This window comes from Microbacterium sp. UBA7513, from assembly GCF_002478345.1.
GTDB lineage: Bacteria > Actinomycetota > Actinomycetes > Actinomycetales > Microbacteriaceae > Microbacterium.
Genome location: NZ_DLNJ01000002.1, coordinates 166,748 through 192,862, shown reverse-complemented (window position 1 = coordinate 192,862; position 26,115 = coordinate 166,748). Strand labels below are relative to the sequence as shown.

The 26,115-nt window shown below is 66.9% G+C and carries 38 protein-coding genes; 1 reads left to right on the top strand and 37 read right to left on the bottom strand.

Features of this window, described 5'->3' with window-relative positions; all coding sequences use genetic code 11:
• Positions 1 to 149: 149 nt before the first annotated feature.
• The 35 genes from rplO to B2W79_RS00965 all read right to left on the bottom strand — a co-directional run bounded on the left by rplO (position 150) and on the right by B2W79_RS00965 (position 23,711).
• On the bottom strand, positions 150 to 767 hold the full coding sequence (gene rplO, locus B2W79_RS01135) for a 50S ribosomal protein L15 (RefSeq protein ID WP_292786089.1): 618 nt from the start codon (positions 765 to 767) through the stop codon (positions 150 to 152).
• Entirely contained in the window at positions 767 to 952 is a 186-nt protein-coding gene (gene rpmD, locus B2W79_RS01130; protein WP_017201575.1) for a 50S ribosomal protein L30, read from the bottom strand. Before rpmD ends, rplO begins: the two co-directional genes overlap by 1 nt.
• The gene (gene rpsE / locus B2W79_RS01125) at positions 952 to 1,626 is read right to left on the bottom strand and encodes a 30S ribosomal protein S5 (RefSeq protein ID WP_200838869.1); all 675 of its coding nucleotides are present in this window, start codon (positions 1,624 to 1,626) and stop codon (positions 952 to 954) included. The genes rpmD and rpsE overlap by 1 nt, the downstream gene beginning before the upstream one ends.
• 20 nt (positions 1,627 to 1,646) lie before the next feature.
• Positions 1,647 to 2,006, bottom strand: a complete 360-nt coding sequence (gene rplR / locus B2W79_RS01120) for a 50S ribosomal protein L18 (protein WP_025102394.1) — start codon at positions 2,004 to 2,006, stop codon at positions 1,647 to 1,649.
• Positions 2,007 to 2,008: 2 nt separating this feature from the next.
• Entirely contained in the window at positions 2,009 to 2,545 is a 537-nt protein-coding gene (rplF, locus tag B2W79_RS01115; protein WP_025102395.1) for a 50S ribosomal protein L6, read from the bottom strand.
• A gap of 6 nt (positions 2,546 to 2,551) precedes the next feature.
• Positions 2,552 to 2,950 carry a 30S ribosomal protein S8 gene (rpsH, locus tag B2W79_RS01110; RefSeq protein ID WP_025102396.1) on the bottom strand — a complete coding sequence of 133 codons (399 nt, stop codon included), beginning with the start codon at positions 2,948 to 2,950 and terminating at the stop codon, positions 2,552 to 2,554.
• A gap of 132 nt (positions 2,951 to 3,082) precedes the next feature.
• Positions 3,083 to 3,673, bottom strand: coding sequence for a 50S ribosomal protein L5 (rplE, locus tag B2W79_RS01105; protein WP_025102397.1), 591 nt, complete (start codon positions 3,671 to 3,673; stop codon positions 3,083 to 3,085).
• Entirely contained in the window at positions 3,673 to 4,032 is a 360-nt protein-coding gene (gene rplX, locus B2W79_RS01100) for a 50S ribosomal protein L24 (protein WP_025102398.1), read from the bottom strand. Before rplX ends, rplE begins: the two co-directional genes overlap by 1 nt.
• Before the next feature lie 2 nt (positions 4,033 to 4,034).
• Positions 4,035 to 4,403, bottom strand: a complete 369-nt coding sequence (gene rplN, locus B2W79_RS01095) for a 50S ribosomal protein L14 (RefSeq protein ID WP_025102399.1) — start codon at positions 4,401 to 4,403, stop codon at positions 4,035 to 4,037.
• Positions 4,400 to 4,717: a 30S ribosomal protein S17 gene (gene rpsQ, locus B2W79_RS01090; RefSeq protein ID WP_025102400.1), complete on the bottom strand. Its 318-nt coding sequence runs from the start codon at positions 4,715 to 4,717 to the stop codon at positions 4,400 to 4,402. Before rpsQ ends, rplN begins: the two co-directional genes overlap by 4 nt.
• Positions 4,717 to 5,034 carry a 50S ribosomal protein L29 gene (gene rpmC / locus B2W79_RS01085; RefSeq protein ID WP_025102401.1) on the bottom strand — a complete coding sequence of 106 codons (318 nt, stop codon included), beginning with the start codon at positions 5,032 to 5,034 and terminating at the stop codon, positions 4,717 to 4,719. The genes rpsQ and rpmC overlap by 1 nt, the downstream gene beginning before the upstream one ends.
• Complete coding sequence (rplP, locus tag B2W79_RS01080) at positions 5,034 to 5,453, bottom strand: 50S ribosomal protein L16 (RefSeq protein WP_025102402.1); 420 nt, start codon at positions 5,451 to 5,453, stop codon at positions 5,034 to 5,036. The genes rpmC and rplP overlap by 1 nt, the downstream gene beginning before the upstream one ends.
• Complete coding sequence (gene rpsC / locus B2W79_RS01075) at positions 5,453 to 6,205, bottom strand: 30S ribosomal protein S3 (RefSeq protein WP_025102403.1); 753 nt, start codon at positions 6,203 to 6,205, stop codon at positions 5,453 to 5,455. The genes rplP and rpsC overlap by 1 nt, the downstream gene beginning before the upstream one ends.
• Entirely contained in the window at positions 6,205 to 6,603 is a 399-nt protein-coding gene (gene rplV / locus B2W79_RS01070) for a 50S ribosomal protein L22 (RefSeq protein ID WP_025102404.1), read from the bottom strand. Before rplV ends, rpsC begins: the two co-directional genes overlap by 1 nt.
• Positions 6,604 to 6,628: 25 nt before the next feature.
• Positions 6,629 to 6,910 (bottom strand): 30S ribosomal protein S19, encoded by a 282-nt coding sequence (rpsS, locus tag B2W79_RS01065; protein ID WP_017201589.1) that lies wholly within the window; start codon positions 6,908 to 6,910, stop codon positions 6,629 to 6,631.
• Between the two features lie 12 nt (positions 6,911 to 6,922).
• Positions 6,923 to 7,762 carry a 50S ribosomal protein L2 gene (gene rplB, locus B2W79_RS01060; RefSeq protein ID WP_025102405.1) on the bottom strand — a complete coding sequence of 280 codons (840 nt, stop codon included), beginning with the start codon at positions 7,760 to 7,762 and terminating at the stop codon, positions 6,923 to 6,925.
• A 20-nt stretch (positions 7,763 to 7,782) separates the two neighbouring features.
• Entirely contained in the window at positions 7,783 to 8,106 is a 324-nt protein-coding gene (gene rplW / locus B2W79_RS01055) for a 50S ribosomal protein L23 (RefSeq protein ID WP_025102406.1), read from the bottom strand.
• Positions 8,103 to 8,765 carry a 50S ribosomal protein L4 gene (rplD, locus tag B2W79_RS01050; protein WP_025102407.1) on the bottom strand — a complete coding sequence of 221 codons (663 nt, stop codon included), beginning with the start codon at positions 8,763 to 8,765 and terminating at the stop codon, positions 8,103 to 8,105. Before rplD ends, rplW begins: the two co-directional genes overlap by 4 nt.
• A gap of 2 nt (positions 8,766 to 8,767) precedes the next feature.
• Positions 8,768 to 9,427 carry a 50S ribosomal protein L3 gene (gene rplC / locus B2W79_RS01045; RefSeq protein WP_025102408.1) on the bottom strand — a complete coding sequence of 220 codons (660 nt, stop codon included), beginning with the start codon at positions 9,425 to 9,427 and terminating at the stop codon, positions 8,768 to 8,770.
• A gap of 8 nt (positions 9,428 to 9,435) precedes the next feature.
• Positions 9,436 to 9,744, bottom strand: a complete 309-nt coding sequence (rpsJ, locus tag B2W79_RS01040) for a 30S ribosomal protein S10 (RefSeq protein ID WP_017201594.1) — start codon at positions 9,742 to 9,744, stop codon at positions 9,436 to 9,438.
• 858 nt (positions 9,745 to 10,602) lie between these two features.
• Positions 10,603 to 10,815 (bottom strand): hypothetical protein, encoded by a 213-nt coding sequence (locus B2W79_RS01035; protein WP_071328953.1) that lies wholly within the window; start codon positions 10,813 to 10,815, stop codon positions 10,603 to 10,605.
• 147 nt (positions 10,816 to 10,962) lie between these two features.
• Positions 10,963 to 12,156 (bottom strand): elongation factor Tu, encoded by a 1,194-nt coding sequence (tuf, locus tag B2W79_RS01030; RefSeq protein ID WP_025102410.1) that lies wholly within the window; start codon positions 12,154 to 12,156, stop codon positions 10,963 to 10,965.
• Positions 12,157 to 12,322: 166 nt separating this feature from the next.
• Positions 12,323 to 14,437, bottom strand: coding sequence for an elongation factor G (gene fusA, locus B2W79_RS01025; protein ID WP_025102411.1), 2,115 nt, complete (start codon positions 14,435 to 14,437; stop codon positions 12,323 to 12,325).
• Positions 14,438 to 14,524: 87 nt separating this feature from the next.
• On the bottom strand, positions 14,525 to 14,995 hold the full coding sequence (gene rpsG / locus B2W79_RS01020; protein WP_017201608.1) for a 30S ribosomal protein S7: 471 nt from the start codon (positions 14,993 to 14,995) through the stop codon (positions 14,525 to 14,527).
• A 5-nt stretch (positions 14,996 to 15,000) separates the two neighbouring features.
• Entirely contained in the window at positions 15,001 to 15,369 is a 369-nt protein-coding gene (gene rpsL, locus B2W79_RS01015) for a 30S ribosomal protein S12 (protein ID WP_018187369.1), read from the bottom strand.
• Positions 15,370 to 15,596: 227 nt separating this feature from the next.
• Positions 15,597 to 16,244 (bottom strand): spermidine/putrescine ABC transporter substrate-binding protein, encoded by a 648-nt coding sequence (locus B2W79_RS01010; RefSeq protein ID WP_292786072.1) that lies wholly within the window; start codon positions 16,242 to 16,244, stop codon positions 15,597 to 15,599.
• A gap of 49 nt (positions 16,245 to 16,293) precedes the next feature.
• Positions 16,294 to 16,722 (bottom strand): hypothetical protein, encoded by a 429-nt coding sequence (locus B2W79_RS01005; protein ID WP_256209433.1) that lies wholly within the window; start codon positions 16,720 to 16,722, stop codon positions 16,294 to 16,296.
• A gap of 71 nt (positions 16,723 to 16,793) precedes the next feature.
• Positions 16,794 to 17,909: an ABC transporter gene (locus B2W79_RS01000; protein WP_292786070.1), complete on the bottom strand. Its 1,116-nt coding sequence runs from the start codon at positions 17,907 to 17,909 to the stop codon at positions 16,794 to 16,796.
• 113 nt (positions 17,910 to 18,022) lie between these two features.
• Positions 18,023 to 18,175, bottom strand: a complete 153-nt coding sequence (locus B2W79_RS00995) for a hypothetical protein (RefSeq protein WP_177173821.1) — start codon at positions 18,173 to 18,175, stop codon at positions 18,023 to 18,025.
• A 64-nt stretch (positions 18,176 to 18,239) separates the two neighbouring features.
• Positions 18,240 to 18,890 (bottom strand): HAAS signaling domain-containing protein, encoded by a 651-nt coding sequence (locus tag B2W79_RS00990; protein ID WP_292786066.1) that lies wholly within the window; start codon positions 18,888 to 18,890, stop codon positions 18,240 to 18,242.
• Positions 18,891 to 18,892: 2 nt separating this feature from the next.
• Positions 18,893 to 19,219: a PadR family transcriptional regulator gene (locus tag B2W79_RS00985; RefSeq protein ID WP_025102416.1), complete on the bottom strand. Its 327-nt coding sequence runs from the start codon at positions 19,217 to 19,219 to the stop codon at positions 18,893 to 18,895.
• A 49-nt stretch (positions 19,220 to 19,268) separates the two neighbouring features.
• A complete protein-coding gene (locus B2W79_RS00980; RefSeq protein WP_292786064.1) occupies positions 19,269 to 20,177 on the bottom strand; it encodes a sugar ABC transporter permease in 909 nt (302 codons plus the stop codon).
• 1 nt (position 20,178) lies between these two features.
• Entirely contained in the window at positions 20,179 to 21,783 is a 1,605-nt protein-coding gene (gene malF / locus B2W79_RS00975; protein ID WP_292786062.1) for a maltose ABC transporter permease MalF, read from the bottom strand.
• Positions 21,784 to 21,855: 72 nt separating this feature from the next.
• On the bottom strand, positions 21,856 to 23,067 hold the full coding sequence (locus B2W79_RS00970) for a sugar ABC transporter substrate-binding protein (protein WP_062632885.1): 1,212 nt from the start codon (positions 23,065 to 23,067) through the stop codon (positions 21,856 to 21,858).
• Between the two features lie 170 nt (positions 23,068 to 23,237).
• The gene (locus B2W79_RS00965) at positions 23,238 to 23,711 is read right to left on the bottom strand and encodes an NUDIX domain-containing protein (protein ID WP_292786059.1); all 474 of its coding nucleotides are present in this window, start codon (positions 23,709 to 23,711) and stop codon (positions 23,238 to 23,240) included.
• Between the two features lie 85 nt (positions 23,712 to 23,796).
• Between B2W79_RS00965 and B2W79_RS00960 the strand changes: the two genes are divergently transcribed.
• The gene (locus B2W79_RS00960; RefSeq protein ID WP_025102421.1) at positions 23,797 to 24,285 is read left to right on the top strand and encodes a YajQ family cyclic di-GMP-binding protein; all 489 of its coding nucleotides are present in this window, start codon (positions 23,797 to 23,799) and stop codon (positions 24,283 to 24,285) included.
• Positions 24,286 to 24,399: 114 nt separating this feature from the next.
• On the opposite strand, the gene B2W79_RS00955 is transcribed toward B2W79_RS00960, so the two are convergent.
• Positions 24,400 to 25,584 carry a type II toxin-antitoxin system HipA family toxin gene (locus B2W79_RS00955; RefSeq protein WP_292786056.1) on the bottom strand — a complete coding sequence of 395 codons (1,185 nt, stop codon included), beginning with the start codon at positions 25,582 to 25,584 and terminating at the stop codon, positions 24,400 to 24,402.
• Positions 25,577 to 25,882 (bottom strand): helix-turn-helix domain-containing protein, encoded by a 306-nt coding sequence (locus B2W79_RS00950; RefSeq protein WP_071328962.1) that lies wholly within the window; start codon positions 25,880 to 25,882, stop codon positions 25,577 to 25,579. Before B2W79_RS00950 ends, B2W79_RS00955 begins: the two co-directional genes overlap by 8 nt.
• Positions 25,883 to 26,115: the final 233 nt, after the last annotated feature.

Below are 26,115 nucleotides of genomic sequence, written 5' to 3'. Positions count from 1 at the left end.
GTTCCTCCTGAAAAGGTGGCCGAACCCCCGAGGGGCGGCTGAAACACCAGGGTAACCCACTCCGAGGTCCGGGGAATGCGAGCGGTCGGCTTCTCCCCCGCCGAACCAGAAGAGGGGCCGGAGAATCTCCGACCCCTCTTCCGCAGTGGTTACTTGACGGATCCGCCCGCAGCCACGATCTTCTGCTCGGCGGCACCCGAGACCTTGTCGACCGCGACGGTGAGCTTCACGGCGATGTCGCCGTTGCCGAGAACCTTGACCTTCTCGTTCTTGCGAACCGCACCCTTGGCCACCAGGTCGCTCACGGTGACGTCGCCACCCTGGGGGTAGAGCTCCGCGAGCTTCTCCAGGTTCACGACCTGGTACTCGACGCGGAACGGGTTCTTGAAGCCGCGCAGCTTCGGCGTGCGCATGTGCAGCGGCATCTGGCCACCCTCGAAGCCGACGCGCACGGTGTTGCGGGCCTTGGTGCCCTTCGTGCCGCGACCGGCCGTCTTGCCCTTAGAGCCCTCACCGCGACCGACACGGGTCTTCGCGGTGTTGGCACCCGGGACCGGACGCAGGTGGTGGACCTTCAGCACGCCGGGGCGGGACGCCGGGGCGTCCTTCTTCGGCGCAGCCTTGGCGGAGCCGTCGGCCTTCGCGTCGGCGGCAGCGGTCTTGGCCGGTGCCTTCTTCGCGGCGGGCTTCTTGGCGGCGTCGGCCTTGGGAGCCGCCGCCTTCTTCGTGGCCTTCTCGGCCTCGACGGCCTCGTTCTTCTCAGCCATTAGTCGATCTCCTCAACCTTGACGAGGTGGGCGACGGTCTTGACGTAGCCGCGCGTCTGCGCGTCGTCGGGGCGGACGGTGGTGTCACCGATCCGCTTGAGACCGAGGCTGCGCAGCGTGTCGCGCTGGTTCTGCTTCTCGCTCACCTTGGACTTGATCTGCGTGACCTTGAGTCGCGCGGCCATCAGGCACCTACCTTCTGTGCGGCGATGGCCTCGGCCTCGGCGCGGACGAGCCGGGCCGGGGCGACCTGGTCGAACTCGAGACCACGACGTGCGGCGACGGCGCGGGGCTCCTCGAGCTCCTTCAGGGCGGTGACCGTCGCGTGCACGATGTTGATCGTGTTCGACGAGCCGAGCGACTTGGACAGCACGTCGTGGATGCCGGCGCACTCGAGCACGGCGCGGACCGGACCACCGGCGATGACACCGGTACCGGCGGCGGCGGGGCGCAGGAGCACCACACCGGCGGCCGACTCACCCTGCACGGGGTGCGGGATGGTGCTGCCGACGCGCGGGACGCGGAAGAAGTTGCGCTTGGCCTCTTCGACACCCTTCGAGATCGCCAGGGGGACCTCACGGGCCTTGCCGTAGCCGACGCCCACCAGACCGTTGCCGTCGCCGACGACCACGAGAGCGGTGAAGCTGAAGCGACGACCACCCTTCACGACCTTCGAGACACGGTTGATGGTGACGACGCGCTCCAGGAACTGGTTGTCGCCGCGGTCGCGCGAGTTGCGGTCGCGGCCGCCCTGGTTGCGGTCACGTCCGCCGCGGCGGCCGTCCCGCTGGTCGCGAGTGGGCTCAGCCTGCGTGGTGCCGGCGGCCGTCTCGGAAGTGGCAGCAGCCGCTTCGGTCACTTCGTTCTCCTTGTTGTCACTCACAGTGCCAGACCCCCTTCACGGGCGCCGTCGGCGATGGCGGCGACACGACCCGCGTAGCGGTTGCCGCCACGGTCGAACACTGCCTCGGAAACGCCTGCGGCCTTCGCACGCTCGGCGAGGAGCTCGCCGACCTTGCGAGCCTTGGCGGTCTTGTCGCCATCCAGCGAACGCAGGTCGGTCTCGAGCGTCGAGGCCGAGGCAACCGTGTGGCCCTTGCTGTCGTCGACGAGCTGCACGAAGACGTGACGCGCCGAACGGTTGACGACGAGGCGCGGACGCACCTCGGTGCCCACGATCTTCTTGCGAAGACGGGCGTGACGACGCGCGCGGGCGTCGGACTTCGACTTCACAGCCATGGTTACTTACCAGCCTTTCCGGCCTTGCGACGCACGACCTCGCCGGCGTAGCGCACACCCTTGCCCTTGTACGGCTCGGGCTTGCGGATCTTGCGGATGTTCGCGGCCGCCTCACCGACGGCCTGCTTGTCGATCCCGCTGACGGTGAGCTTGTTCGTGCCCTCGACCGTGAGCGTGATGCCGGCGGGCGGGTCGACCAGGACCGGGTGCGAGAAGCCGAGGGCGAACTCGACCGAGTTGCCCTTCTGCTGCACGCGGTAACCGGTGCCGACGACCTCGAGACCCTTGGTGTAGCCCTGGGTCACGCCGATGATGTTGTTGTTGATGAGCGTGCGGGTCAGGCCGTGAAGCGACCGGGACTCGCGCTCGTCGTCGGGGCGGGTGACGAGAACCTGGTTCTCCTCGACCGACACCTCGATGGGGCTGGCCACCGTGAGGGTGAGCTCACCCTTGGGGCCCTTCACCGCGACCTCACGGCCGTCGACCGAAACGGTCACGCCCGCGGGAACGTCGATGGGAAGTCGTCCAATACGCGACATTTCGGATTACCACACGTAGGCGAGAACTTCTCCGCCCACGCCCTTCTGCTCAGCCTGGCGGTCCGTGAGGAGACCGGAGGAGGTGGACAGGATGGCCACGCCGAGGCCGCCGAGGACCGTGGGGATCTCGGTCGACTTCGCGTACACGCGGAGGCCGGGCTTCGACACGCGCTTGATGCCCGCGATCGAGCGCTCGCGGTTCGGGCCGTACTTCAGCGTCAGCGTGAGGTTCTTGCCCACACGCGCGTCGGAGGTCTCCCAACCGGCGATGTAGCCCTCCTGCTGGAGGATCTCTGCGATGTGCGTCTTGAGCTTGCTCGACGGCAGCGTCACGGTGTCGTGGTGCGCCGAGTTCGCGTTGCGCAGACGGGTCAGCATGTCTGCGACCGGGTCTGTCATTGTCATTGTTGTCTACTTTCGTTCATGAGGTTCCGGCTGCCGTTACACGACAGACGGCCTGCGATGAGCACGCAATCTTCAATTGTACGTGCACATCGACGGGCTCAGTGACACGAGACCACTGAGCCCGTCGAAGGGTCACGCCTGGGCGTCGTCCGCGCGGAACGGGAAGCCGAGGTGACGGAGCAGCGCCCGACCCTCGTCGTCCGTCTTCGCCGAGGTCACGACGGTGATGTCGAAACCACGGACGCGGTCGATCTTGTCCTGATCGATCTCGTGGAACACGCTCTGCTCCTGGAGACCGAAGGTGTAGTTGCCGTTGCCGTCGAACTGCTTGGCCGACAGACCGCGGAAGTCGCGGATGCGGGGCAGGGCGAGCGAGACCAGGCGGTCCACGAACTCCCACGCACGGTCGCCACGGAGGGTGACGTGCGCGCCGATGGCCTGGCCCTCACGCAGCTTGAACTGCGCGATGGACTTGCGGGCCTTGGTGACGATCGGCTTCTGGCCGGTGATCTTGGTGAGGTCGTCGACTGCACCATCGATCACCTTGCTGTCGCGAGCAGCCTCGCCGACACCGGTGTTCACGACGACCTTGACCAGGCCGGGGATCTGCATGACGTTCTCGTAGCCGAACTCGTCCTGCAGAGCCTTCTTGATCTCGGCGTTGTACTTCGCCTTCAGGCGGGGCTGGATCTTGCCAGCCACCGCAGCGTCGGTCGTTGCCATCAGAGGTCCTTACCGCTCTTCTTCGCGAAGCGCACGCGGACGGTGCGCTTCACGCCGTCCTTGGTCTGCTCCTCGACCCGGTGGCCGACCTTGGTCGGCTTCTTGGTCGAGGGGTCGACGAGTGCGACGTTCGAGATGTGGATGGGCGCCTCGACGGTCTCGAGACCACCCGTCTTCGTACCACGCTGCGTCTGACCGACGCGCGTGTGCTTGGTGACGTAGTTGACGCCTTCGACGACGACACGGTTCTGCTCGACGAGGACGTCGAGGACCTTGCCCTGCTTGCCGCGGTCGCCACCACGCTCGGGCTTGGCGCCCGAGATGACCTGAACCAGGTCGCCCTTCTTGATCTTCGCCATGATCAGATGACCTCCGGTGCCAGCGAGACGATCTTCATGAACTTCTTGTCGCGAAGCTCACGGCCGACCGGCCCGAAGATACGGGTGCCGCGGGGCTCCCCGTCGTTCTTCAGGATGACGGCGGCGTTCTCGTCGAACTTGATGTAGGAGCCGTCGGGACGACGGGTCTCCTTCTTGGTGCGGACGATGACCGCCTTGACGACGTCGCCCTTCTTGACGTTGCCTCCGGGGATCGCGTCCTTGACGGTCGCGACGATGGTGTCGCCCAGACCGGCGTACCGGCGGCGCGAGCCACCGAGGACGCGGATCGTGAGCAGCTCCTTGGCGCCGGTGTTGTCGGCGACCTTGAGACGGGACTCCTGCTGAATCACTTGGCCTTCTCCAGAATCTCCACCAGACGCCAGCGCTTGGTGGCGCTCAGCGGGCGGGTCTCGTTGATCAGGACCAGGTCGCCGATGCCGGCGGAGTTCGCCTCATCGTGCGCCTTGACCTTCGACGTCCGGCGGATGACCTTGCCGTAAAGCGGGTGCTTCACGCGGTCCTCGACCTCGACGACGATCGTCTTGTCCATCTTGTCGCTGACGACATAGCCACGACGGGCCTTGCGGTACCCGCGGGCGTCGGCGTCGCGCACGTCGTGAGCGGCGTGCTCAGCCTCGACGGCGGCTTCCTTCTTGGTGGCCATCACTCAGCCTCTTCCTTCGGGGCGTCCTCGGCGGCGTCCGCCTTCTTCGCCTTCGACTTGGTCGCCTTCTTCGCGGGAGCCTCGACCGGAGCGGGCGTCGCACGGATGCCCAGCTCGCGCTCGCGGATCACCGTGTAGAGGCGCGCGATGTCGCGCTTGACGGCGCGGATGCGGCCGTGGCTCTCCAGCTGGCCGGTGGCCGACTGGAAACGGAGGTTGAACAGCTCCTCCTTGGCCTTGCGCAGCTCCTCAACGAGGCGCTGGTCTTCGAACGTGTCGAGCTCTGCCGGAGCGAGCTCCTTGGTGCCGATCGCCATTACGCGTCGCCCTCCTCGCGCTTGATGATGCGTGCCTTGAGCGGCAGCTTGTGGATTGCACGGGTCAGTGCCTCGCGAGCGAGCTGCTCGTCGACACCCGCGACCTCGAAGAGGACGCGGCCCGGCTTGACGTTGGCGACCCACCACTCGGGGGAACCCTTACCGGAACCCATGCGGGTCTCGGCAGGCTTCTTCGTGAGCGGACGGTCCGGGTAGATGTTGATCCACACCTTGCCGCCACGCTTGATGTGACGGGTCATCGCGATACGAGCGGACTCGATCTGACGGTTCGTCACGTACGCGGGGGTGAGGGCCTGGATGCCGAACTCGCCGAAGGAGACCTTCGTGCCGCCGGTGGCCTGACCCGAGCGCCCCGGGTGGTGCTGCTTGCGGTACTTGACCTTACGGGGGATGAGCATTATGCCGACGCTCCTTCTGCAACAGGTGCCTCGTTGCGCGGGGCACGGCGGCGGTCACCACGGTCGTCACGGCGCGACTTCGGCGCGTTGGCCTGCTCGCGCGCGAGCTCCTTGGCGGTGAGGTCGCCCTTGTAGATCCACACCTTCACGCCGATGCGGCCGAAGGTGGTCTTGGCCTCGTAGAAGCCGTAGTCGATGTTCGCGCGCAGCGTGTGCAGCGGCACACGACCCTCGCGGTAGAACTCCGACCGGCTCATCTCGGCGCCGCCGAGACGGCCCGAGACCTGGATGCGGATGCCCTTGGCTCCGGCGCGCTGCGCGCCCTGCAGGCCCTTGCGCATCGCGCGACGGAACGCCACACGAGCCGAGAGCTGCTCGGCGATGCCCTGGGCGACCAGCTGAGCGTCGGCCTCGGGGTTCTTGACCTCGAGGATGTTCAGCTGGATCTGCTTGCCCGTGAGCTTCTCGAGGTCGCCGCGGATGCGCTCGGCCTCTGCACCACGACGACCGATCACGATGCCCGGGCGGGCGGTGTGGATGTCGACGCGGACGCGGTCACGGGTGCGCTCGATCTCGATGTTCGAGACGCCGGCACGGTCGAGCTGCGTCTGCAGCAGGCGACGGATCTTGATGTCCTCGGCCACGTAGTCGGCGTAACGCTGACCCGGCTTCGTCGAGTCGGAGAACCAGCGCGACACGTGGTCCGTGGTGATGCCGAGGCGGAAGCCGTACGGGTTGACCTTCTGTCCCATTACTTGCTCGCCTTCTTGTTGCTGTCGCCGGCCGCGGCAGGAGCCGCCTCCGGCGTCGAGAGCACGACCGTGATGTGGCTCGTGCGCTTCTTGATCTGGAAAGCGCGACCCTGTGCACGGGGCTGGAAACGCTTGAGCGTCGTGCCCTCGTCCACGTACGCGTTCTTCACGTACAGGTCCTGCTCGTCGAGGTACTCGCCGTCACGATCCGCCTTGACCTGCGCGTTGGCCATGGCCGACGCGACAAGCTTGTAGATCGGCTCACTGGCGGACTGCTGAGCGAACTTCAGGATCGCCAGAGCCTCCTGGGCCTGCTTGCCCTTGATGAGCGCGACGACACGACGAGCCTTCTGAGGGGTCACGCGGATGTGTCGCACGCGTGCGATGGACTCCACCATTTCTCTCTCCTCTATCGCCACCGCGTCAGCGGCGGCGGCCCTTCTTGTCGTCCTTCTCGTGGCCGCGGAAGGTGCGGGTGGGCGCGAACTCGCCCAGCTTGTGACCGACCATGGTCTCGGAGACAAACACGGGGATGTGCTTGCGACCGTCGTGGACCGCGATCGTGTGACCCAGCATGGCCGGGATGATCATGGACCGGCGGGACCAGGTCTTGATGACGTTCTTCGTGCCGGCTTCGTTCTGCACGACCACCTTGCGAAGCAGGTGCTCGTCGACGAAGGGGCCCTTCTTGAGACTGCGAGGCATCTTCTCTTACTCCTACTTGCGCTTCTTGCCGGCGTTGCGACGACGCACGATGTACTTGTCGCTTTCCTTGTTGGCGTGGCGGGTGCGGCCCTCGGCCTGACCCCACGGGGAGACGGGGTGACGTCCACCGGACGTCTTGCCCTCACCACCACCGTGCGGGTGGTCGACCGGGTTCATCGCGACACCGCGGACGGTCGGGCGGACGCCCTTCCAGCGCATGCGGCCGGCCTTGCCCCAGTTGATGTTCGACTGCTCGGCGTTGCCGACCTCGCCGATGGTCGCGCGGCAGCGCGCATCGACGTTGCGGATCTCGCCGGAGGGCAGACGCAGCTGGGCGTAGGGGCCGTCCTTGGCGACGAGGCGGACCGACGCACCGGCCGAGCGCGCCATCTTCGCGCCGCCGCCGGGGCGGAGCTCGATGGCGTGGATGACGGTACCCGTGGGGATGTTCTTCAGCGGGAGGTTGTTTCCCGGCTTGATGTCCGCCGCGGGGCCCGACTCGACGATGTCGCCCTGCTTCAGCTTCGCCGGCGCGAGGATGTAGCGCTTCTCGCCGTCGAAGTAGTGCAGCAGCGCGATGCGCGCGGTGCGGTTGGGGTCGTACTCGATGTGAGCGACCTTGGCGTTCACGCCGTCCTTGTCATTGCGACGGAAGTCGATGACGCGGTACTGGCGCTTGTGGCCACCACCGATGTGACGGGTCGTGATGCGGCCCTGGTTGTTGCGACCACCGGTCTTCGAGATCGGGCGCAGCAGCGACTTCTCCGGCGTCGATCGGGTGATCTCGGCGAAGTCAGCCACCGACGAGCCGCGACGGCCCGGGGTCGTGGGCTTGTACTTGCGAATAGCCATGATTGTCCTTATCCCCCGGATCAGCCGATTGCCGTGAAGATGTCGATGGTGCCCGACTTCAGGCTCACGATGGCGCGCTTGGTGTCCTTGCGCTTACCGGTGCCGAAGCGGGTGCGACGGGCCTTGCCGACGCGGTTGATCGTGTTGACGGACGCGACCTTGACGCCGAAGATCTTCTCGATGGCGAGCTTGATCTCGGTCTTCGAAGCGCGCGGGTCGACGAGGAAGGTGTACTTGCCCTCGTCGATCAGGCCGTAGCTCTTCTCGGACACGACCGGCTTCAGGATGATGTCGCGCGGGTCCTTGTTCAGGGCCGTCTGGAGAACAGATGCCTGCTCGCTCATGCGGAGACCTCCTGGTTGGCGCCGGACTTGGAGGCGATGAAGCCCTCGAGCGCGGCCTGGGTGAAGACGATGTCGTCGGAGACGAGCACGTCGTAGGCGTTGAGCTGGTCGAACGTCAGCACGTGGACGTGGCCGAGGTTGCGGATGCTCTTGAGCGCGAGCTCGTCGCCGCGCTCGATGACCACGAGGACGTTCTTCGACGTGGCGACCTGGGCGAGGAAGCCCGCGGCGGCCTTGGTCGACGGCGCGCCGTCGGTGCCGAACGTGTCGATCGCGTGCAGACGGTCACCGCGGAAGCGGTCGCTGAGCGCGCCCAGCAGGGCGGCCGCGATCATCTTCTTGGGGGTGCGCTGCGAGTAGTCGCGCGGCTTCGGGCCGTGCACGATGCCACCGCCGGTCATGTGCGGCGCGCGGATCGAGCCCTGACGGGCGTTACCCGTGCCCTTCTGCTTGAAGGGCTTGCGGCCGGCGCCCGAGACCTCGCCACGACGCTTGGTCGAGTGCGTGCCCTGGCGAGCCGCCGCGAGCTGCGCGACGACGACCTGGTGGATGAGCGGGATGTTCGTCTTGACGTCGAACAGCGCGGCGGGAAGCTCGACGGAGCCTGCCTTCTTGCCGTCTGCCTTGAGGACGTCGAGCGCGAGAGTGGAGTCAGCCATGATCAGGCACCCTTCACTGCGTTGCGGACGTAGACGATGCGGCCGCGAGCACCGGGGACGGCGCCCTTGACGAGCATGAGTCCCTTCTCGATGTCGATGGCGTGCACCGTGAGGTTGAGGACGGTCACGCGCTCGCCACCCATACGGCCGGCCATGCGCATGCCCTTGAAGACGCGGCTCGGGGTCGACGATGCGCCGATGGAGCCGGGCTTGCGGTGGTTGCGGTGTGCACCGTGCGATGCCGAGACGCCCTTGAAGTTGTGGCGCTTCATGACACCGGCGGTGCCCTTGCCCTTGCTCGTGCCGACGACGTCGACGAGCTGGCCGGCCTCGAACGTGCCGTCCACCGTGAGCTCCTGGCCCAGGGTGTAGTCGGCGGCGTCGGCCGTGCGGACCTCGGTCACGTGACGACGCGGCGTGACGCCGGCAGCCTCGAAGTGAGCCGAGAGGGGCTTGTTCACCTTGCGGGGGTCGATCTGACCGTACGCGATCTGCACGGCGTTGTAGCCGTCCTTCTCGGGGGTACGGATCTGGGTGACCACGTTCGGCGCGAGCTCGATGACGGTGACGGGAACGAGCTTGCCGTTCTCGTTCCAGACCTGGGTCATGCCGAGCTTGGTGCCGAGCATGCCCTTGGAAACCTTGGAGTTGATGTCAACCATGGCGGACCTCAGAGCTTGATCTCGATGTTGACGTCGGCCGGAAGGTCGAGACGCATCAGCGAGTCGACAGCCTTGGGCGTCGGGTCGACGATGTCGATCAGGCGCTTGTGGGTGCGCATCTCGAAGTGCTCGCGGCTGTCCTTGTACTTGTGGGGCGACCGGATGACGCACACGACGTTCTTCTCGGTCGGAAGGGGCACGGGTCCGACGACGGTCGCGCCCGCACGGGTCACGGTGTCGACGATCTTGCGTGCGGACGTGTCGATGACCTCGTGGTCATACGACTTCAGGCGAATGCGGATCTTCTGTCCCGCCATTGTCTGCTCTCTCTCTTTAAGCGTCTTACCGTCCGAGACCGGGTGGCCTTGGGGCATTGGACGCACGTCGGCGCTGTTCGCGCCTCGGCACTCGTCTTCTCGGGCTCTCGACCTCGCGGTCAGGGAGCCTGTCGAAGAGGCTGCACCACTGTTCTGCTGTCAGCCGCACACCCGAAGGTGACGGATGCCCGACGCCCGCCGCGCACGGCAGTGCCCTCGCTGATGAAGGTGTCGGGATTGTGTTCTGCTGCCCGCGGCCTAGAACCCTGCAGCCTCCCGGAGGAGGAGCCGTCTATGCACTGCCCTGGCAGTGATCCGGCGCACGCACAGCGGCGACGGAATATCGAACCTGTCTATTCTGCCACGGCGGATTTCACTTCTGCAAACCCGGGCGTGTCGCGCTCACCGGACTCCCCGTGAACGCCTCCTCCCCTGGTACCTCAGCTCGCGGAGGAGCGCGGGGCGAGGCATCCCCATGCCTCGCCCCGCTTGGGGAGGGCGTCCGGTGCGAGGGGGCACACCGAACGCGAGGAATCCGGCGTGAAGGGACGCCGGACGCCTCGACCGAGGGCGCGGCGGAAGACCCGCCGCGCAGGCGGGGAGACGCTCAGGCGCAAAGAGTGCGCGCGTCGCACGATGATCCCCAAGATCGCTTTCCCCAGTGTGAACGCGGACGAACCCGCGTGATTCGGGAGCCGAACCCCTTCGGCACCCCGACCGCAAGATCCCCAGGCGGTCGAGACGATCCTACTCGATGTCTTCGAGAATCCGCCACATCCGAGGGCGCGATGCGTTCCCTCGACACGGAAGAGCGGCGACCCCTCTCGGGACCGCCGCTCTCCACGGAGATGTCGGGCTCTATTCGTTGCCGACGCTCTTGTCAGCGCTCTCGCGGATCTCGTCGATCTTGTCGGCGGCGCCGGGTGCGATCTTCTTCGCGAAGTCGGCGACGCCGTCGAGCACCTTGTCGCTGATGTCCTCGGCCTGCTCGCTCTTGACCGCTTCCGCCAGCTTGTCCTTGTTCTGCTCGTACAGGTCCTTGCCCTTGTTGACGGCGTCCTCGATACCCATGTGAATCCCCTTCGGAGGTGTGTGCGCCCGGCGATCGCACCGGACACCTCATTGTGCCGGGCGGAACCGGGCGACGGAACCCTCGATCCGGAAAACGACAGAGGGGCCGAGCCCGAAGGCTCGACCCCTCTGCGAGGAAGCGGCTGCTTACTTGATGATCTTCGTCACCGTACCGGCGCCGACCGTACGACCACCCTCACGGATGGCGAAGCCGAGGCCCTCCTCCATGGCGATCGGCTGGATCAGCTCGACCGTCATGTCGGTGGTGTCGCCGGGCATGACCATCTCGGTGCCCTCGGGCAGCGAGATGACGCCGGTGACGTCCGTGGTGCGGAAGTAGAACTGCGGACGGTAGTTCGTGTAGAAGGGGTTGTGGCGGCCACCCTCGTCCTTGGACAGGATGTAGGCCGTGCCCTCGAAGTTGGTGTGCGGCGTGACCGAACCCGGCTTCACGATGACCTGGCCGCGCTCCACGTCCTCGCGCTTGGTGCCGCGGAGGAGCAGACCACAGTTCTCGCCGGCCCATGCCTCGTCGAGCTGCTTGTGGAACATCTCGATACCGGTGACGGTCGTCTTCTGCGTCGGGCGCAGACCCACGATCTCGACCTCGGAGTTGATGGCCAGGGTGCCACGCTCGGCACGACCCGTGACGACGGTGCCACGACCGGTGATCGTGAAGACGTCCTCGACGGGCATGAGGAACGGCTTGTCACGGTCACGCTCCGGGTCCGGAACGCTGTCGTCGACAGCCTGCATGAGCTCGAGGATCGCGTCGACCCACTTCTCGTCGCCCTCGAGGGCCTTGAGAGCGGAGACGCGAACGACGGGAGCGTTGTCGCCGTCGAAGCCCTGGCTCGAGAGCAGCTCGCGAACCTCGAGCTCGACGAGCTCCAGGATCTCCTCGTCGTCGACCGCGTCGGACTTGTTCAGCGCGACGAGCAGGTAGGGGACGCCGACCTGCTTGGCGAGCAGAACGTGCTCGCGCGTCTGCGCCATCGGGCCGTCGGTGGCCGCGACGACGAGGATCGCGCCGTCCATCTGCGCCGCACCCGTGATCATGTTCTTGACGTAGTCGGCGTGGCCGGGGGCGTCAACGTGGGCGTAGTGGCGCTTCGGGGTCTCGTACTCGATGTGCGAGATGTTGATCGTGATACCGCGCTGGCGCTCTTCCGGCGCCGAGTCGATGGAAGCGAAGTCGCGCTGCACGTTCGTGTCGGACGGGTACTTGTCAGCAAGCACCTTCGAGATCGCTGCGGAGAGCGTGGTCTTGCCGTGGTCGACGTGACCGATCGTTCCGATGTTGACGTGCGGCTTGGTCCGCTCGAACTTGGCCTTAGCCACTGGGTCCTCCTCAGGACGTCGTTGTAGAGGTGCCGGGCACTGGTTTGCGACCGGTTCTCTACGGGTTAGGTTCTCAGTTTAGTAGAGAGGGAATGTGAAGTTGTAGGTGACCTGGGAACCCCGGGTGCTTCGACTGGCTCAGCACCCAGGGCTCCCAGAAGAGCGATTACTCGCCCTTGGCCTTCTGGACGATCTCGTCGGCCACCGCGCGCGGGACCTCGGCGTAGCTGTCGAACTCCATGGAGTAGACGGCACGGCCCGAGGTCTTCGAGCGCAGGTCGCCGATGTAGCCGAACATCTCGGACAGCGGCACCGCGGCACGCACGACCTTGACGCCGGCGGCGTCCTCCATCGACTGGATCTGGCCACGACGCGAGTTCAGGTCGCCGATGACGTCGCCCATGTACTCCTCCGGAGTACGGACCTCGACGGCCATCAGCGGCTCGAGCAGCACGGGGTTGGCACGACGCGCGGCCTCCTTGAAGCCCATGGAGCCCGCGATCTTGAACGCCATCTCCGAGGAGTCGACGTCGTGCGCTGCACCGTCGACGATGGTCGCCTTGACGCCCACCATCGGGTAGCCCGCGAGGACACCGACGTTCATGGCGTCCTGGAAACCGGCGTCGATCGAGCCGATGTACTCGCGCGGGATGCGGCCACCGGTGACCGCGTTCACGAACTCGTACGTCTTCTCGCCGTCGAGCTCGAGCGGCTCGATGTTGAACTGGATCTTGGCGAACTGGCCCGATCCACCGGTCTGCTTCTTGTGCGTGTAGTCGTGCTTCTCGACGGCCTTGCGGATCGTCTCGCGGTACGCGACCTGCGGCTTGCCGACGTTCGCCTCGACGCGGAACTCGCGCTTCATGCGGTCGACGAGGATGTCGAGGTGCAGCTCACCCATGCCCTTGATGGTCGTCTGACCGGTCTCCGGGTTGAGCTCCGTGCGGAAGGTCGGGTCCTCCTCAGCGAGCTTCTGGATCGCGAGACCCAGCTTCTCCTGGTCGGCCTTGGTCTTCGGCTCGATGGCGACCTCGATCACCGGCTCCGGGAACGTCATCGACTCGAGGACGACCGGCTGCGCGATGTCGGCGAGGGTGTCACCGGTGGTGGTGTCCTTCAGACCGATGACGGCGTAGATGTTGCCGGCGGTCAGCTTGTCGACCGGGTTCTCCTTGTTGGCGTGCATCTGGAAGATCTTCCCGATGCGCTCCTTCTTGCCCTTGGTCGAGTTGATGACCTGCGCACCCGACTCGAGCTCGCCCGAGTAGACGCGCACGTACGTCAGACGACCGAAGAACGGGTGCACGGCGACCTTGAAGGCCAGGGCCGCGAACGGGTCCTTCGCGTCGGGGTGACGCTCGATGATCTTCTCCTCGTCCTTCGGGTCGTGCGCCTCGATGGCAGGCACGTCCAGCGGGGACGGGAGGTAGTCGACGACGGCGTCCAGCATCGGCTGCACACCGCGGTTCTTGAAGGCGGAGCCGCAGAGGACCGGGTAGATCTCGCTGGCGACGACCATCTTGCGGATGGCGCCCTTGATCTCCGCGACGGTGAGCTCCTCGCCGCCGAAGAACTTCTCGAGAAGCTCCTCGTCGGTCTCGGCGACCGTCTCCAGCAGCTGCTGGCGGTAGTCCTCGGCCTTGTCCTTGAGGTCGGCCGGGATCTCCTGCACCTCGTAGGAGGCGCCCATGGTCACGTCACCCTTGGCGTCGCCGGGCCACACCAGAGCGCGCATCTCGACGAGGTCGATGACGCCGACGAAGTCGTTCTCGGCACCGATCGGGAGCTGCAGCACCAGCGGCTTGGCGCCGAGGCGGTTGATGATCGTGTCGACCGTGAAGTAGAAGTCTGCGCCGAGCTTGTCCATCTTGTTGACGAAGCAGATGCGGGGAACGTTGTACTTGTCGGCCTGACGCCACACGGTCTCGGACTGGGGCTCGACGCCCTCCTTGCCGTCGAACACGGCGACCGCACCGTCGAGGACGCGGAGCGAGCGCTCCACCTCGACCGTGAAGTCCACGTGACCGGGGGTGTCGATGATGTTGATCTGGTTCTTGTTCCAGAAGCAGGTCACGGCGGCAGACGTGATCGTGATGCCGCGCTCCTTCTCCTGCTCCATCCAGTCGGTGGTCGACGCACCGTCGTGCGTCTCGCCGAGCTTGTGGTTGACGCCCGTGTAGAACAGGATGCGCTCGGTCGTCGTGGTCTTGCCGGCATCGATGTGCGCCATGATGCCGATGTTGCGGACCTTGCTCAGGTCCGTGAGCACGTCTTGTGCCACAGGAGTGTCCTTATCTTTTGGAGCAGGTGTACTGCGAAGAGGGGGTGCCCGCCCCTCGGCGAGTGGCCGAAGGGCGGGCGAAGCTGTTTACCAGCGGTAGTGAGCGAACGCGCGGTTCGACTCGGCCATCTTGTGGGTGTCCTCGCGGCGCTTGACCGCGGCACCCAGGCCGTTCGACGCGTCCAGGATCTCGTTCTGGAGACGCTCGGTCATCGTCTTCTCACGACGACCCTTGGCGTAGCTCACGAGCCAGCGCAGCGCGAGGGTGTTCGCGCGGTGCGGCTTGACCTCGACCGGAACCTGGTAGGTCGAGCCACCGACGCGGCGGCTGCGGACCTCGAGCGTGGGGCGCACGTTGTCGAGCGCCTTCTTCAGGGTGGCGACGGCGTCCTGGCCGTTCTTCGCCTCGACGCCGCGGAGGGCGCCGTAGACGATCGACTCGGCCAGCGACTTCTTGCCGTCGACGAGGATCTTGTTCACCAGCGAGGTGACGATCGGAGCGCCGTAGACCGGGTCGTTGACGACGGGGCGCTTGGGGGCGGGACCCTTACGAGGCATCTAACTCAACCCTTCTTCGCGCCGTAGCGGGAACGAGCCTGCTTACGGTTCTTGACGGCCTGGGTGTCCAGAGCGCCACGGACGATCTTGTAACGCACACCGGGGAGGTCCTTCACACGACCGCCGCGGACGAGCACCAGGGAGTGCTCCTGCAGGTTGTGGCCCTCACCGGGGATGTACGCGGTGACCTCGGTCCCGTTGCGGAGCTTCACACGAGCGACCTTGCGCATCGCCGAGTTCGGCTTCTTCGGGGTGGTGGTGTAGACGCGGGTGCAGACCCCGGCCTGCTGCGGGTTCGCCTTGAGCGCGGGCGCCTTGGTCTTGGTGACCTTGGGCGAGCGACCCTTGCGAACCAACTGCTGAATGGTTGGCACGTTCTCTCCTCATAGTGCTGCACGGTGACAGCGTGATGGGTTTCACATCATGACCCACCGGCACGCCGGAACCGACGAGCTTTTGGTGTGGTGGGTATGCCGTGGGGGCGGACCGGCGAGGTGCCGACGCCCAGCGCGCACGTCAGGACGTGCACACACCTGATCAAGTGTAATGCCGCGTAACCTGACGGTCAAATGACGGTCGCACTCCCCCGCGCCGCCCGAAGTCAGGGGATGTCGGGGTCGAACGGCGAGTCCAGCGACTCCGTGAGCTCGGCGAGAAGCGCCTCGATCTGCGGCTCGACATGTCGCGACACCGCCGCCTGGATGGTGATCCGGTGTCGGAGCAGGATCCCGCAGATCTCGCGCCCGACGAGGTTCGCGTACTCATCCGCCAAGGCGACTTCCTGCCGCAGCGCGGTCTTCGCCTCGTCCGACAGCGGGGGCAGCGGCGGCAACTCGGCGGCGGAGTCGTCAGCGAGACCGGCGATCGTGAAGAGGAAGGGGGCGCCGGGTACGGGCTCCGGATCCAGGGGCAGGCCCTCGAACTCGGGGTCGAGCTCCTCCGTCGGTCGGTAGCTGCGGGCGCGGTTGCGCGCGGCCTGCTGATCGAGCTCGCGCTGCAGGGTCGGGAGGTTCCGCGCGGTGTACTCCGCGACCGCGTGGTCGACGATCGTCTTGATGCGCGTCGACAGCCCATGCTGGACGCCGTGCGGCGTGGTGCCCGCGATGCCTGCGGCGGCGAGGACGGGCGAGCCGAGACAGCGTCGGCACGGCGCAGTCCTTCCGCGGTGGGTCGCCGGCTCCCAGCGCGGCACCCAGCGCAACCAGGCCTCGACGGCCTGGTCGACCTGCGTCTCCAACGAGCGCTCCACCCCACCAGCGTACGGCGCGTCGCCGCTCACGGCGCGGATTTGCGGGGTGTCACTCCCCCTCGTCGCGCTCCCACGGCCATCTCGGCCGTGCAGACCTCGTTCGGCGGAGGGCTATCCCGCCCCAGGCGGCCACCGCTGCGGCGGCGAGGAGCACGAGGCTCGCGCCGCCGCGGACGAGATCTCCGGCGACGGCCGTGGCCACGACCACATCGCTCGTCGCGACGAGCACGGCGATCCAGACGGTGACCACGTGCACGAGGGCCGTGAGCAGCGCGATCACGGGAGCGGAGCCGAAGGAGGCGTGTCCCCGCCGCACCGTCGCCCACAGCGAGAGGGCGAACACGATGACGGCCATGACCATGCCGGACACTCCAGGGATCTGCCCCAGGCCCGGGACGTCGATGATGTCGCGGTCGGTGGCGACGCTCAGGGCGCCGAGACCGAAGACGGCGAGGGCGAAGAAGGCGATGGTCGCCATCACCGCCGCCAGGACAGCCGAAACCCCCGCGGACTCGGGCCCGCGGGGGTTCGGCGTGGTGGTGTTCGTGATTACCTCGACAGGGTGGGACCGGCCTCGAGGGTGCGCTCGTACTCGCGCTGCGCCTCCTCGTTCAGCTCGGTCTTGCGGGCACCGCTGCGGGCCACCCAGGCACCGAACCAGATGGTGAGCTCGCGAGCGAAGACGAAGGCCGCGATGGCCAGCGGGGCGAGCAGCTGCTCGCCCGCGAGTTCGAGACCCTGCGACGCGGTGAGCTTCCAGAAGGGCGCCTCGAAGAGCTGGCCCAGGATGTGTCCGGCGTAGGCGATCAGCCCGACCACGATGCCGAACACCACCCACAGGCCCCAGCGGCCGCGGTTGATGATGGCTCCCAGGAGCCAGAAGCCGAGGAAGAACACGACCACCGGGGTCCAGAACCCCCACGTGAGGAGCGGGGCGACGAGCGCCTCGCCGATGTTCTCCCCGTTCACGTCGCCGGCCAGGGCGCCGAGGCCGAGCGTGGTGGCGAGGTAGAGCAGCGCGAAGGCGACGGTGGCGAGCAGACCGATGGCCCCGGCGGTGCCGCGGTTGCCGCGCTCGCGCGGCGGCTCCGGTGCCTGCACGAAGATCGGCTGCGGCTGCTGCGGTGCGGCGGCCGCGCCGTTCGTGAGCGGTTCGGACGGCACGATCCGGGTGTCGGTGTCGTCGGCGTGCGATGCGTAGGCCGCGCCGGCCATGGCCGACTCCTCGTGCGCGTGACTGCTCGGCGTGGAGTACAGCGAGGTCTCCGGCGTCGCGTACAGCGAGGTCTCGGGGGTCGCATCGCGGCGGTCGGCGTCGCGGAGGTCCGCGTCACGGCGGTCGGCGTCGAAGCGGTCGCCGTCGGTGCGCGAGGGCGTCGGGGCGGCGGAGCTGAAGGTGCCGGGGTGGTCTCGCTCGGCGGCCTCGAAGGCGGCGAGATCGGGGTCGACGGCGGGCTCCTGCCGCGTCGCGGACTGGTCGGCCGCAGGCTCGGAGGAGGCCGCGGTGGCCTCTGCGGCGCGGGAATCATCCGCACGGGCGTCGTCGGCGTGGCCGGGGACATCTCCACGGGCCATCGCCGCGGCGTCGAGACCGGCGTTCGCGCTGCCGACGACGTCGTCGACGTCGTTCGACTTCTCGGGCTGACGAGCCTCGGGATCACTCATGGGGTGCGCCTCTCATCGGGGATGTGCAGTGTGAGATTACCGCCGCGGCTCCCGACGCTTCCTTAGGCGTGCCGACGTGTCGCCATACGCGTGCTTCCGCGGGTCCACGCCGTTCACGGGAAGGTGTTGCGAAGCGCATCCCCGGCGAACTGCGCGAGGATCGGCACCATCGGCAGCGAGAGCCAGACGAGCCCGGCGACGATGCCCGCGCACACGATCCCGGCGAACCAGCTCATCCCGAGGTTCCGACCACCCACCCGTGCCATGGTCCCACCGTAGGCCCGAGCCCCCGCGCAGGCCGTGAGCAACGCCGCGACGCGGCGGCCTCGGTCAGCGGACGCCGCGACCGCGCATCCGCCACAGCAGCCAGAGCCCGGAAGCCGGGACCAGCAGGAACCCCAGCAGCAGGAGCAGGTGCCACTCCCCGAAAGAGGGCACGAGCGGGTTCACCACCTCCGGCATCGTCTCGCCGCCGGTCGAGCTGCCGGACGCCGATCCGGTGGAGAAGCCGGTCATGGTCGAGGTGATCAGGAAGGACAGACCGGTGGCGACGAAGGGCACCAGGATCGCGACGGCCTTCTCCCAGGTCCGCCACGTCGCGCTCAGGCTCACGAGCACCGCTCCCACGAACCAGCCGACGATCGGCACCACGATCCCGCCGAAGCTCAGCGTGAGCGCGGCCGCGATCGCGAAGCCCCGCGTCGCGGTCGTCGGCGTTCGCGGTGCCGACGGAGCGGGAGTGGGCGCAGGGAATACGACGGGCGGTGCCGTCGGCACCTCGTCCTCCGCCTCACGCGCGATCCCCCGCGGGTCTCCGAGGCGGTCGATCCGCTCCGCGGTCGCGACCGCGTCGAGCCCGTCGAGCTCCTCTGCGATCCCGCCGCGGATCTCGGACGCGACGCCGTGCGGAAGTCCGCCCATCGCCGCGTCCAGCCGGGCCAGGTAGTCGTCACGCAGCTCGGCTGCGGTCTTCTCGGTCATGGTCATCCTTCCCCCACCATGCCCGTGACGGCACGGGCGAACGGCGCCCACTGCGCCCGGAAGCGCGCGAGCTGATCGATACCGGCATCCGTGAGCCGGTAGTACTTGCGCACCGGACCGCTCTCCGACGGCCGGTCGAACGTCGTCACCCAGCCGTTGTCGCGCAACCGCCCGAGGAGCGGATACAGCGTGCCGATGCTGGCGATCAGCCCGGCGCCGGTGAGTGCATCCGACAGCTGCCAGCCGTACATGGGCTCGCGCGAGAGCAGGCCGAGTACGCAGTACTCGACCACCCCCTTGCGCATCTGCGCACCGACGTCCGCTGTCATGCCTCACAAGGTAGCATGTGACGCAGGATAGCGGGGAGCGGTTCTTCGATCAGCCCTTGGTCGCTCCGGCGGTCAGACCGCCGACGATGTACTTCTGCAGGAAGAGGAACAGCACCATGACCGGGATCGCGGCCATGACCGCGCCGGCGGAGAAGGCCGACCAGTCGGCGTAGCGGGGGTTCGCCACGAGCTTGGTCAGACCGACGACGAGGGTCTGCTGATCCACGTCGACGAGCATGACGCTGGCGATCACGTATTCGTTCACCGTGCCGATGAAGGAGAGCAGGCCGACGACCGCGAGGATCGGGGCGACCAGGCGCAGGATGATCGTGAAGAAGATCCGCGCGTGCCCGGCGCCGTCGATGCGGGCGGCCTCGTCGATCTCCTTCGGGATCGTGTTGAAGAAGCCGTACATGAGGTAGGTGTTCACGCCGAGCGCGCCACCGAGATAGACGAGGATCAGCCCGGTGTGCGTGTTGAGCCCGATCGCCGGGAACCAGTCCCCCAGCGTCGACATCAGCAGGAAGATCGCGACGACCGCGAGGAGCTGCGGGAACATCTGCACCACGACGATGGTGACGAGCCCCACGCGGCGGCCCGCGAACCGCATGCGGGAGAAGGCATATGCCGCGCAGGCTCCGATGAAGACGGTGACCGCGCCCGTCACGACCGCGATGAGCAGGGTGTTCAGGAACCACGTCCCGTACGGATTCTGCGGGTCGCTGAGGATGCGCACGTAGCTGTCGATCCCGATGGCCGAGAAGAGCTGGTTCGACCCGGTGAGCGTGCCGTTCGGATTGAGGGAAGCCGACACAACGTACAGGAGCGGGAAGAGGGCGAAGGCGCTCACCACGATGGCGACGAGGTGACGCCATCCGGTGTCGGCGAACCAGGCGCCGAACGAACGACGCGGCGGAGCGGTGCGCGGGGCGGTGGCGGTGCTTGGGACGGTGCTCATGTCAGTTCAGCTCCTCGAGGGCCTTGGTCTTGCGGAAGCTGATGATCGAGATCGTCGCGACCACGACGAAGATCAGGATCGTGAAGGCGGAGGCGAGCCCGTAGTCGCGGGTCTGTCCGGTGAAGGCCACCTTGTAGACCATCGAGATGAGGATGTCGGTGTGGCCGACGGGGATCGACACATCGCTGAAGCGCGGGCCGCCCTTGGTGAGCATGTAGATCAGGTTGAAGTTGTTGAAGTTGAACGCGAACGACGAGATCAGCAGCGGTGCCACGGTCACCAGCAGCAGCGGCAGCTTGATCCGGCGGAAGATCTGCCACGCGTTCGCGCCGTCCATGACGGCGGCCTCGTTCACGTCGTCCGGGATGCCCTGCAGCGCGCCCATGCAGACGAGGAACATGTACGGGAAGCCGAGCCAGAGGTTCACCAGCAGCACGGACACCTTCGCCAGCACCGGATCGGTGAGCCACGGGATGGCCGCGCCACCGAACAGCACCTGGTTGATGAACCCGAAGCTCTCGTTCATCATCCCGGCCCAGACGAGCGCGGAGAGGAACGCCGGGAAGGCGTACGGGAGGATGAGGATGATCCGGTAGCCGTTGCGGAAGCGCATCCGCGTGTTGTTGAAGACGAGCGCGAGCAGCAGGCCGAGGAAGAAGGTCGTCGCGACGGACACCAGCGCGAACACGAAGGTCCAGACGGTGACGGAGATGAGCGGGCCGCGGATGGACTCGTCGGTCACCGCGCGGACGAAGTTGTCGAAGCCGACCGTGGTCTGCCAGCCGGGCAGCAGCTGCTCGCCGTCCTCCGCGGTGAACGCACCGTCACCGGTGTCGCTGTAGACGGTGCCGGTCGCGGTGTCCGTGATCGTGTCGGCAGCGGCGTCGTAGGTCAGCGTCGAGACGTAGAGGTAGCCGTTCTGCCCATCGGGCGCACGGAGGCTGCCATCGTTGGGGTCGTCGCTGAACGGGACCGAGAGCTGCTCCAGCTCCTCCGACAGGGTGAAGACGGTGGCGAGCGGAAGCGTGGTCCACCCGTCCACGGCGACGGCCTTGCCGCCTTCGAACTCCGCGTCGACCGCGGCGAGAGGCTGCTCCGCCGTGCCGAGGAGCGCATCGCCATCCTCCGGATCCGTGACGAGGAGGCCGTAGGTGCCGAACTGCTCGACCACCGTGACGGGGTACGTCGGAGAGTCCTCCACGCGCTCCTGCGCGGAGGCGAGCAGCGACGAGATCGCCTGCTCCTTGCTCCCGTTGTGGCCGGTGCCGTAGTTCGTGAAGCCGATGTAGCCCGTGTAGAGGAGCGTGAAGACCTGGAACAGGACCAGGAAGATGATGCCGGGGGTGAGGTACTTCGCCGCGATGCGCTTGCGGGAGAAGTAGATGTAGTTGACGACGACCGTCACCGCGACGACGAGGCCGAGGACCAGCCACTCGTGCTGCACGAGCAGCACGAACACGGCGTAGACGGCGATCGCGTCCACGATCGCCAGCAACAGGATCTTGAGCAGCATCCACCCGATCGGTCGGGAGGCCGCCTCGGCGATCTTCGCGGCCTGGCGCTGCCGAGGCGTGGGAGGCGCGGTGCGCCCTTCGGTGTCTGTCATGTCGTCCTCGTCATGGTCCTGCCGGGGCGTGCTGGTCGGCCCGCCCCGGCAGGGTCGTCATCTTGTCGGCCGTTACTCGATCGCGGCGGTCACGTCATCGACGAGCTTCTGCCACGTCGCCTGCGGGTCCTCGCCGTTGATGATGGCGGCCTCGGCCACGCCCCAGAACTGCCAGACAGCGCCCATGGCGGGGATCGCCGGCATGGGGACCGCGTCGGCGCCGACGGCCTGGAAGCCGGCGATGATCGGGTCGGACGCCGCGGTGTCTGCGGCAGCCGTGAGGGCCGGGAGCACGTTGCCGGCCTTGAACAGCTCCAGCTGCACGTCCTCCGTGCCGAGGTAGTTGACGAGGAAGTCGTTGGCCGCGACCTTGTTCTTCGACTCGGCGCTCACGAAGAAGCCCTTGACGCCGGCGAACGGCGAGGCCGTCTCCCCCGTCGGGCTCGGAATCGGATCGATCTCGACGTTGATGCCCGCCTCGGTGGCCGCGCCCACGTTCCACGGGCCGGTCAGCCAGAAGGCGGCGGTGCCGTCGAGGAACTGCTGCTTGGCGATCTCACCGTCGATGTCGGTGTTCAGCGTGCCGGCCGCGCCCTGCGCACCCAGCCAGTCGGCGAAGGCGAAGCCGCCCTCGCTGCCGAGCTGCAGGTCGGTCGGGTCGTAGCTGCCGCTGTCGTCGGTGCCGAAGACCGGAGCGCCGAAGGCGGTCTGGAACGGGTACAGGTGGTACGGGTTGCCCTCGGCGCCCTGCTCCACCACGAAGGTGCCCTTCGAGACCATGTCGTCGAAGCTCGTCGCGGGCTCGGGGACGAGGTCGGCGTTGCGCAGGACGGCGATGTTCTCGACCGCGTACGGGAGCATGTAGACGGTGCCCTCATAGGTCGCCGCCTGGAGCGCGACGGGGAGGTAGTCCTCGGAGCTGTCGCCGAGCTCGATCGGCGCGACGACGCCGTTGGTCGAGAGCTCGCCGAGCCAGTCGTGGGCGCCCATGACCACGTCGGGGCCCTTGCCGGTCGGGACCTGCTGGATGAAGTCGTCCTTCATATCGTCGACGGACTTCCCCACCAGCTTGACCGTGACACCGGTCTTCTCCTGGTACGCGTCCGCCGCGCCCTGCAGCGCGTCGACCCGCTCGGCGTCGACCCAGACGGTCAGCGTGCCGCCGCTGTCCCCACCGGAGGAAGAGTCGTCGCCGCCGGAGCCGGTCGAGCAGCCGGCGAGCGTCAGAGCCGAAACGATGGCGATGGCGCCCGCGGCGACCATGCCCCTCTTGTTCACCTTCATTGGTGTGTGCCTCTCTCAGTGCTGAGCGCCTGCAAGACTGCAAGCGCTTACAGTATGCATCGTTTCGAAAGGCGATCACAATCCGCGAGCGCGTTGATATCAACCCGTGATCGGCGCGGCGAGACGCACCTGATATGAAAACGCTTCCATATCAGCCGATGGTGAGGGCATCAGCGCGCGGTGTTGCCGCCAGCACGATGCGGTGCATCGCGGATGACGCGATCGATCCAGGCACGCCGCGGCAAGGCGGCGATGGCCTCTCGCGGGAACCAGCCCAGTTCGACGATCTCGTCCATGTCCGGTGCCGGGTCGCTGAGCAGCTCGCACTCGTAGGCGACCGTGACGTAGCCGACCTGGTCGCCGTTCGGATAGGTCACCGTCATCGGGTCGCCACCGTACGCACCGATCAGTCCTGTGATCCGCAGACGCGCTCCCGTCTCTTCGAGGACTTCCCGGACGACCGCGTCCGCGGGCTCTTCACCGGGCTCCACCCCGCCCCCGAGCAGGCTCCACGCCCCGGAGTGCGCGTGCCGGGCCAGCAGGAACCGTTCGCCGTCGCGGATGACGGCGGTGACACCGGGCAGCAGGAGGAAGTCGTGTCCGATCCGCGCACGGATCGCCTCGACGTAGGGGGACATCGGCATCGACGAAGTCTAGGTGCCGGGACGGCGCGCGCCCCGGGGAGCCCGGCCACGGGACTTTCCGCACCCCCGCGGATACAGTTGAGTCATGGCTGACAGTTCCTTTGACATCGTCTCGAAAGTGGATCGCCAGGAGGCCGAGAACGCCCTGAACCAGGCGCGCAAAGAGGTGGAGCAGCGCTACGACTTCAAGGGGACCGGCGCTTCGATCGCCTGGAGCGGCGAGCAGATCCTCATCACCGCGAACACCGAGGAGCGCGCCAACGCCGTCCTCGACGTGTTCCAGTCCAAGCTCATCAAGCGCGGCATCTCGCTGAAGAGCCTCGACTCGGGCGAGCCCTTCGCCAGCGGCAAGGAGTTCCGCATCCTGTCGAGCCTGAAGGACGGCATCTCCTCCGAGAACGCGAAGAAGATCGGCAAGATCATCCGCGATGAGGGTCCCAAGGGTGTGAAGAGCCAGATCCAGGGCGACGAGCTGCGCGTGCAGTCCAAGAGCCGCGACGACCTCCAGGCCGTGATCGCGCTCCTCAAGGGCAGCGACCTCGACATCGATCTGCAGTTCATCAACTACCGCTGACTCTATTCCGCGGCCCGAGCACTCCTGATTCAGTCCACCGGGCGCCCGCGCGAGCCGGAATCACACCGACAGAAGCGCCCGTTTCCCGACGGGCGCTTCTTGCGTCGCGGGTCGTCAGCCCAGGGCGGCAGCGGCGGAGGCGATCCGTGTGGCCATCATCTCGATCGAGACGGCGTCCGCACCGTGGGCTTCCGCGACACGCGGCATCCGGCGCACCACAGGCCGCAGCCGGTCGAGGAACTCGGTGACTTCTGACTGCTTCACGCGGAAGAGATCAAGGGCATCCTTTCGGAGAAAGGAATCGAGGACGAGGTCGCGGTTGCCGAAGAGGGAGAGCTGATGCTCGTTCCCGTCGGAGAGCGGCTCGGGGTTCACATCGAATGCCGGAGAGGGCCTCCAATCTGCCCCACAGCGCAGGAAGCCATGGTTCCGAAGATGGTCGTCAAGGTTCCCGATGAGCGCACCGAAGGCTGCTCGTCTCCAGAGCTCGGTCGCATCGGAGCCGGAGACCTGGGCGAAGTCGACGACGTCGAGCCAGTCACCGCCCTCGCCGTCGGTGGCTTCCAGCGCGGTCATCGCGGAGATGTATGGGATTCGGGTGTCGCCTTCTCTGCGATCGAAGCGCTTGAGGAACAGGACCGTCCGTTCGATTCCATCCACCGCGATCCGCTTCGTCTCATGCGGAGGGACGTCTATGCCGACCGCCCCCATCGCATCGAGCATCGCCCCCTCCCACGCCATCACGTTCCACTCATCACCGACGGGCTTAGGGAACTTCGCGAGCCAGAGGTCAGCACCGATCCTCACGTTGGCTTTGGGACGAGCACCCCCGAGGGAACCGGTGGCTCGGAAGAGCCGCCGAACCGCAACGTCGTCGATGTCCTGTTCTCCCCGCTCGACCTGATCGGCGACGTGGATGATGTCGGCGAGATCGGCCTCCACCGGCACACCATCCCCCGGCGCGACCGCGACGCCGTCGGCCCAGAACCGCGTTGCTCCTTGGCGACCCTCGTCGTTGACACCGAACATCAGAGTCAACTCGTCAAGCCGGCGGCCGGCTGCGCGATTCTGCACCTTCCGACCCCAGGTGTCGGGGGCCGAGTCTCCGAAGGGATTGTTGGGAAGGAGCGGTTGGGCGCCAGGAAACAGGCCCAGAGCGGGGGCCAACTCGAACGCCGTCCGCATGCGCAGGTATCCAGAGTCATACTCGAATGAGCCTGAGGCCCGAGTGCGATAGATCTTGCCCGCAAGGACCTCGCTCCCGTTGACAACGGTCGTGACATCGTAGACGTCAACCATCGGAGCGCACCCGTACGCGTTCGGGGAGCTTCTCATCCGCCATGAGGCGCCCCCGCTCGGTATTGAACGGATCACTGGCCGCGACGACCGCATCCATGAGCCCGAGAACGCGCATGACTCGGAGCGTTACCTCGAGAGTCGTGCCTTCGCCGTTCTCAAGCCGGCTGATCGTCTGAGGAGTAGTTCCGGCCCGCTCAGCGACCATCTTGGCGGTAAGACCCAGCAACTTGCGCTGGATCGCGAGGTTCTGCCCTATCGTGCGCACTGCGCGCTTCACGGGGATGGGTGTCATGGCCATGCGATTAGTTTAGATCACTAAATAGTGATCTAAAAGTACTTTAGATCCAAATAGTTAGACAGGAAGTTTCACGCATCTTTTCCCCGGTCAACGCATACCGAGATATCGGTGTTCTTCGTCGAGACTGGAAGCGGTCGTGATTGGTCACGACTCCGACGCCATCCCCGCCCGACACCCGATCGCCGCGGTGGATGCGCTTCGAGGATGCCACGCCGACTCAGGGGAGGGAGCGG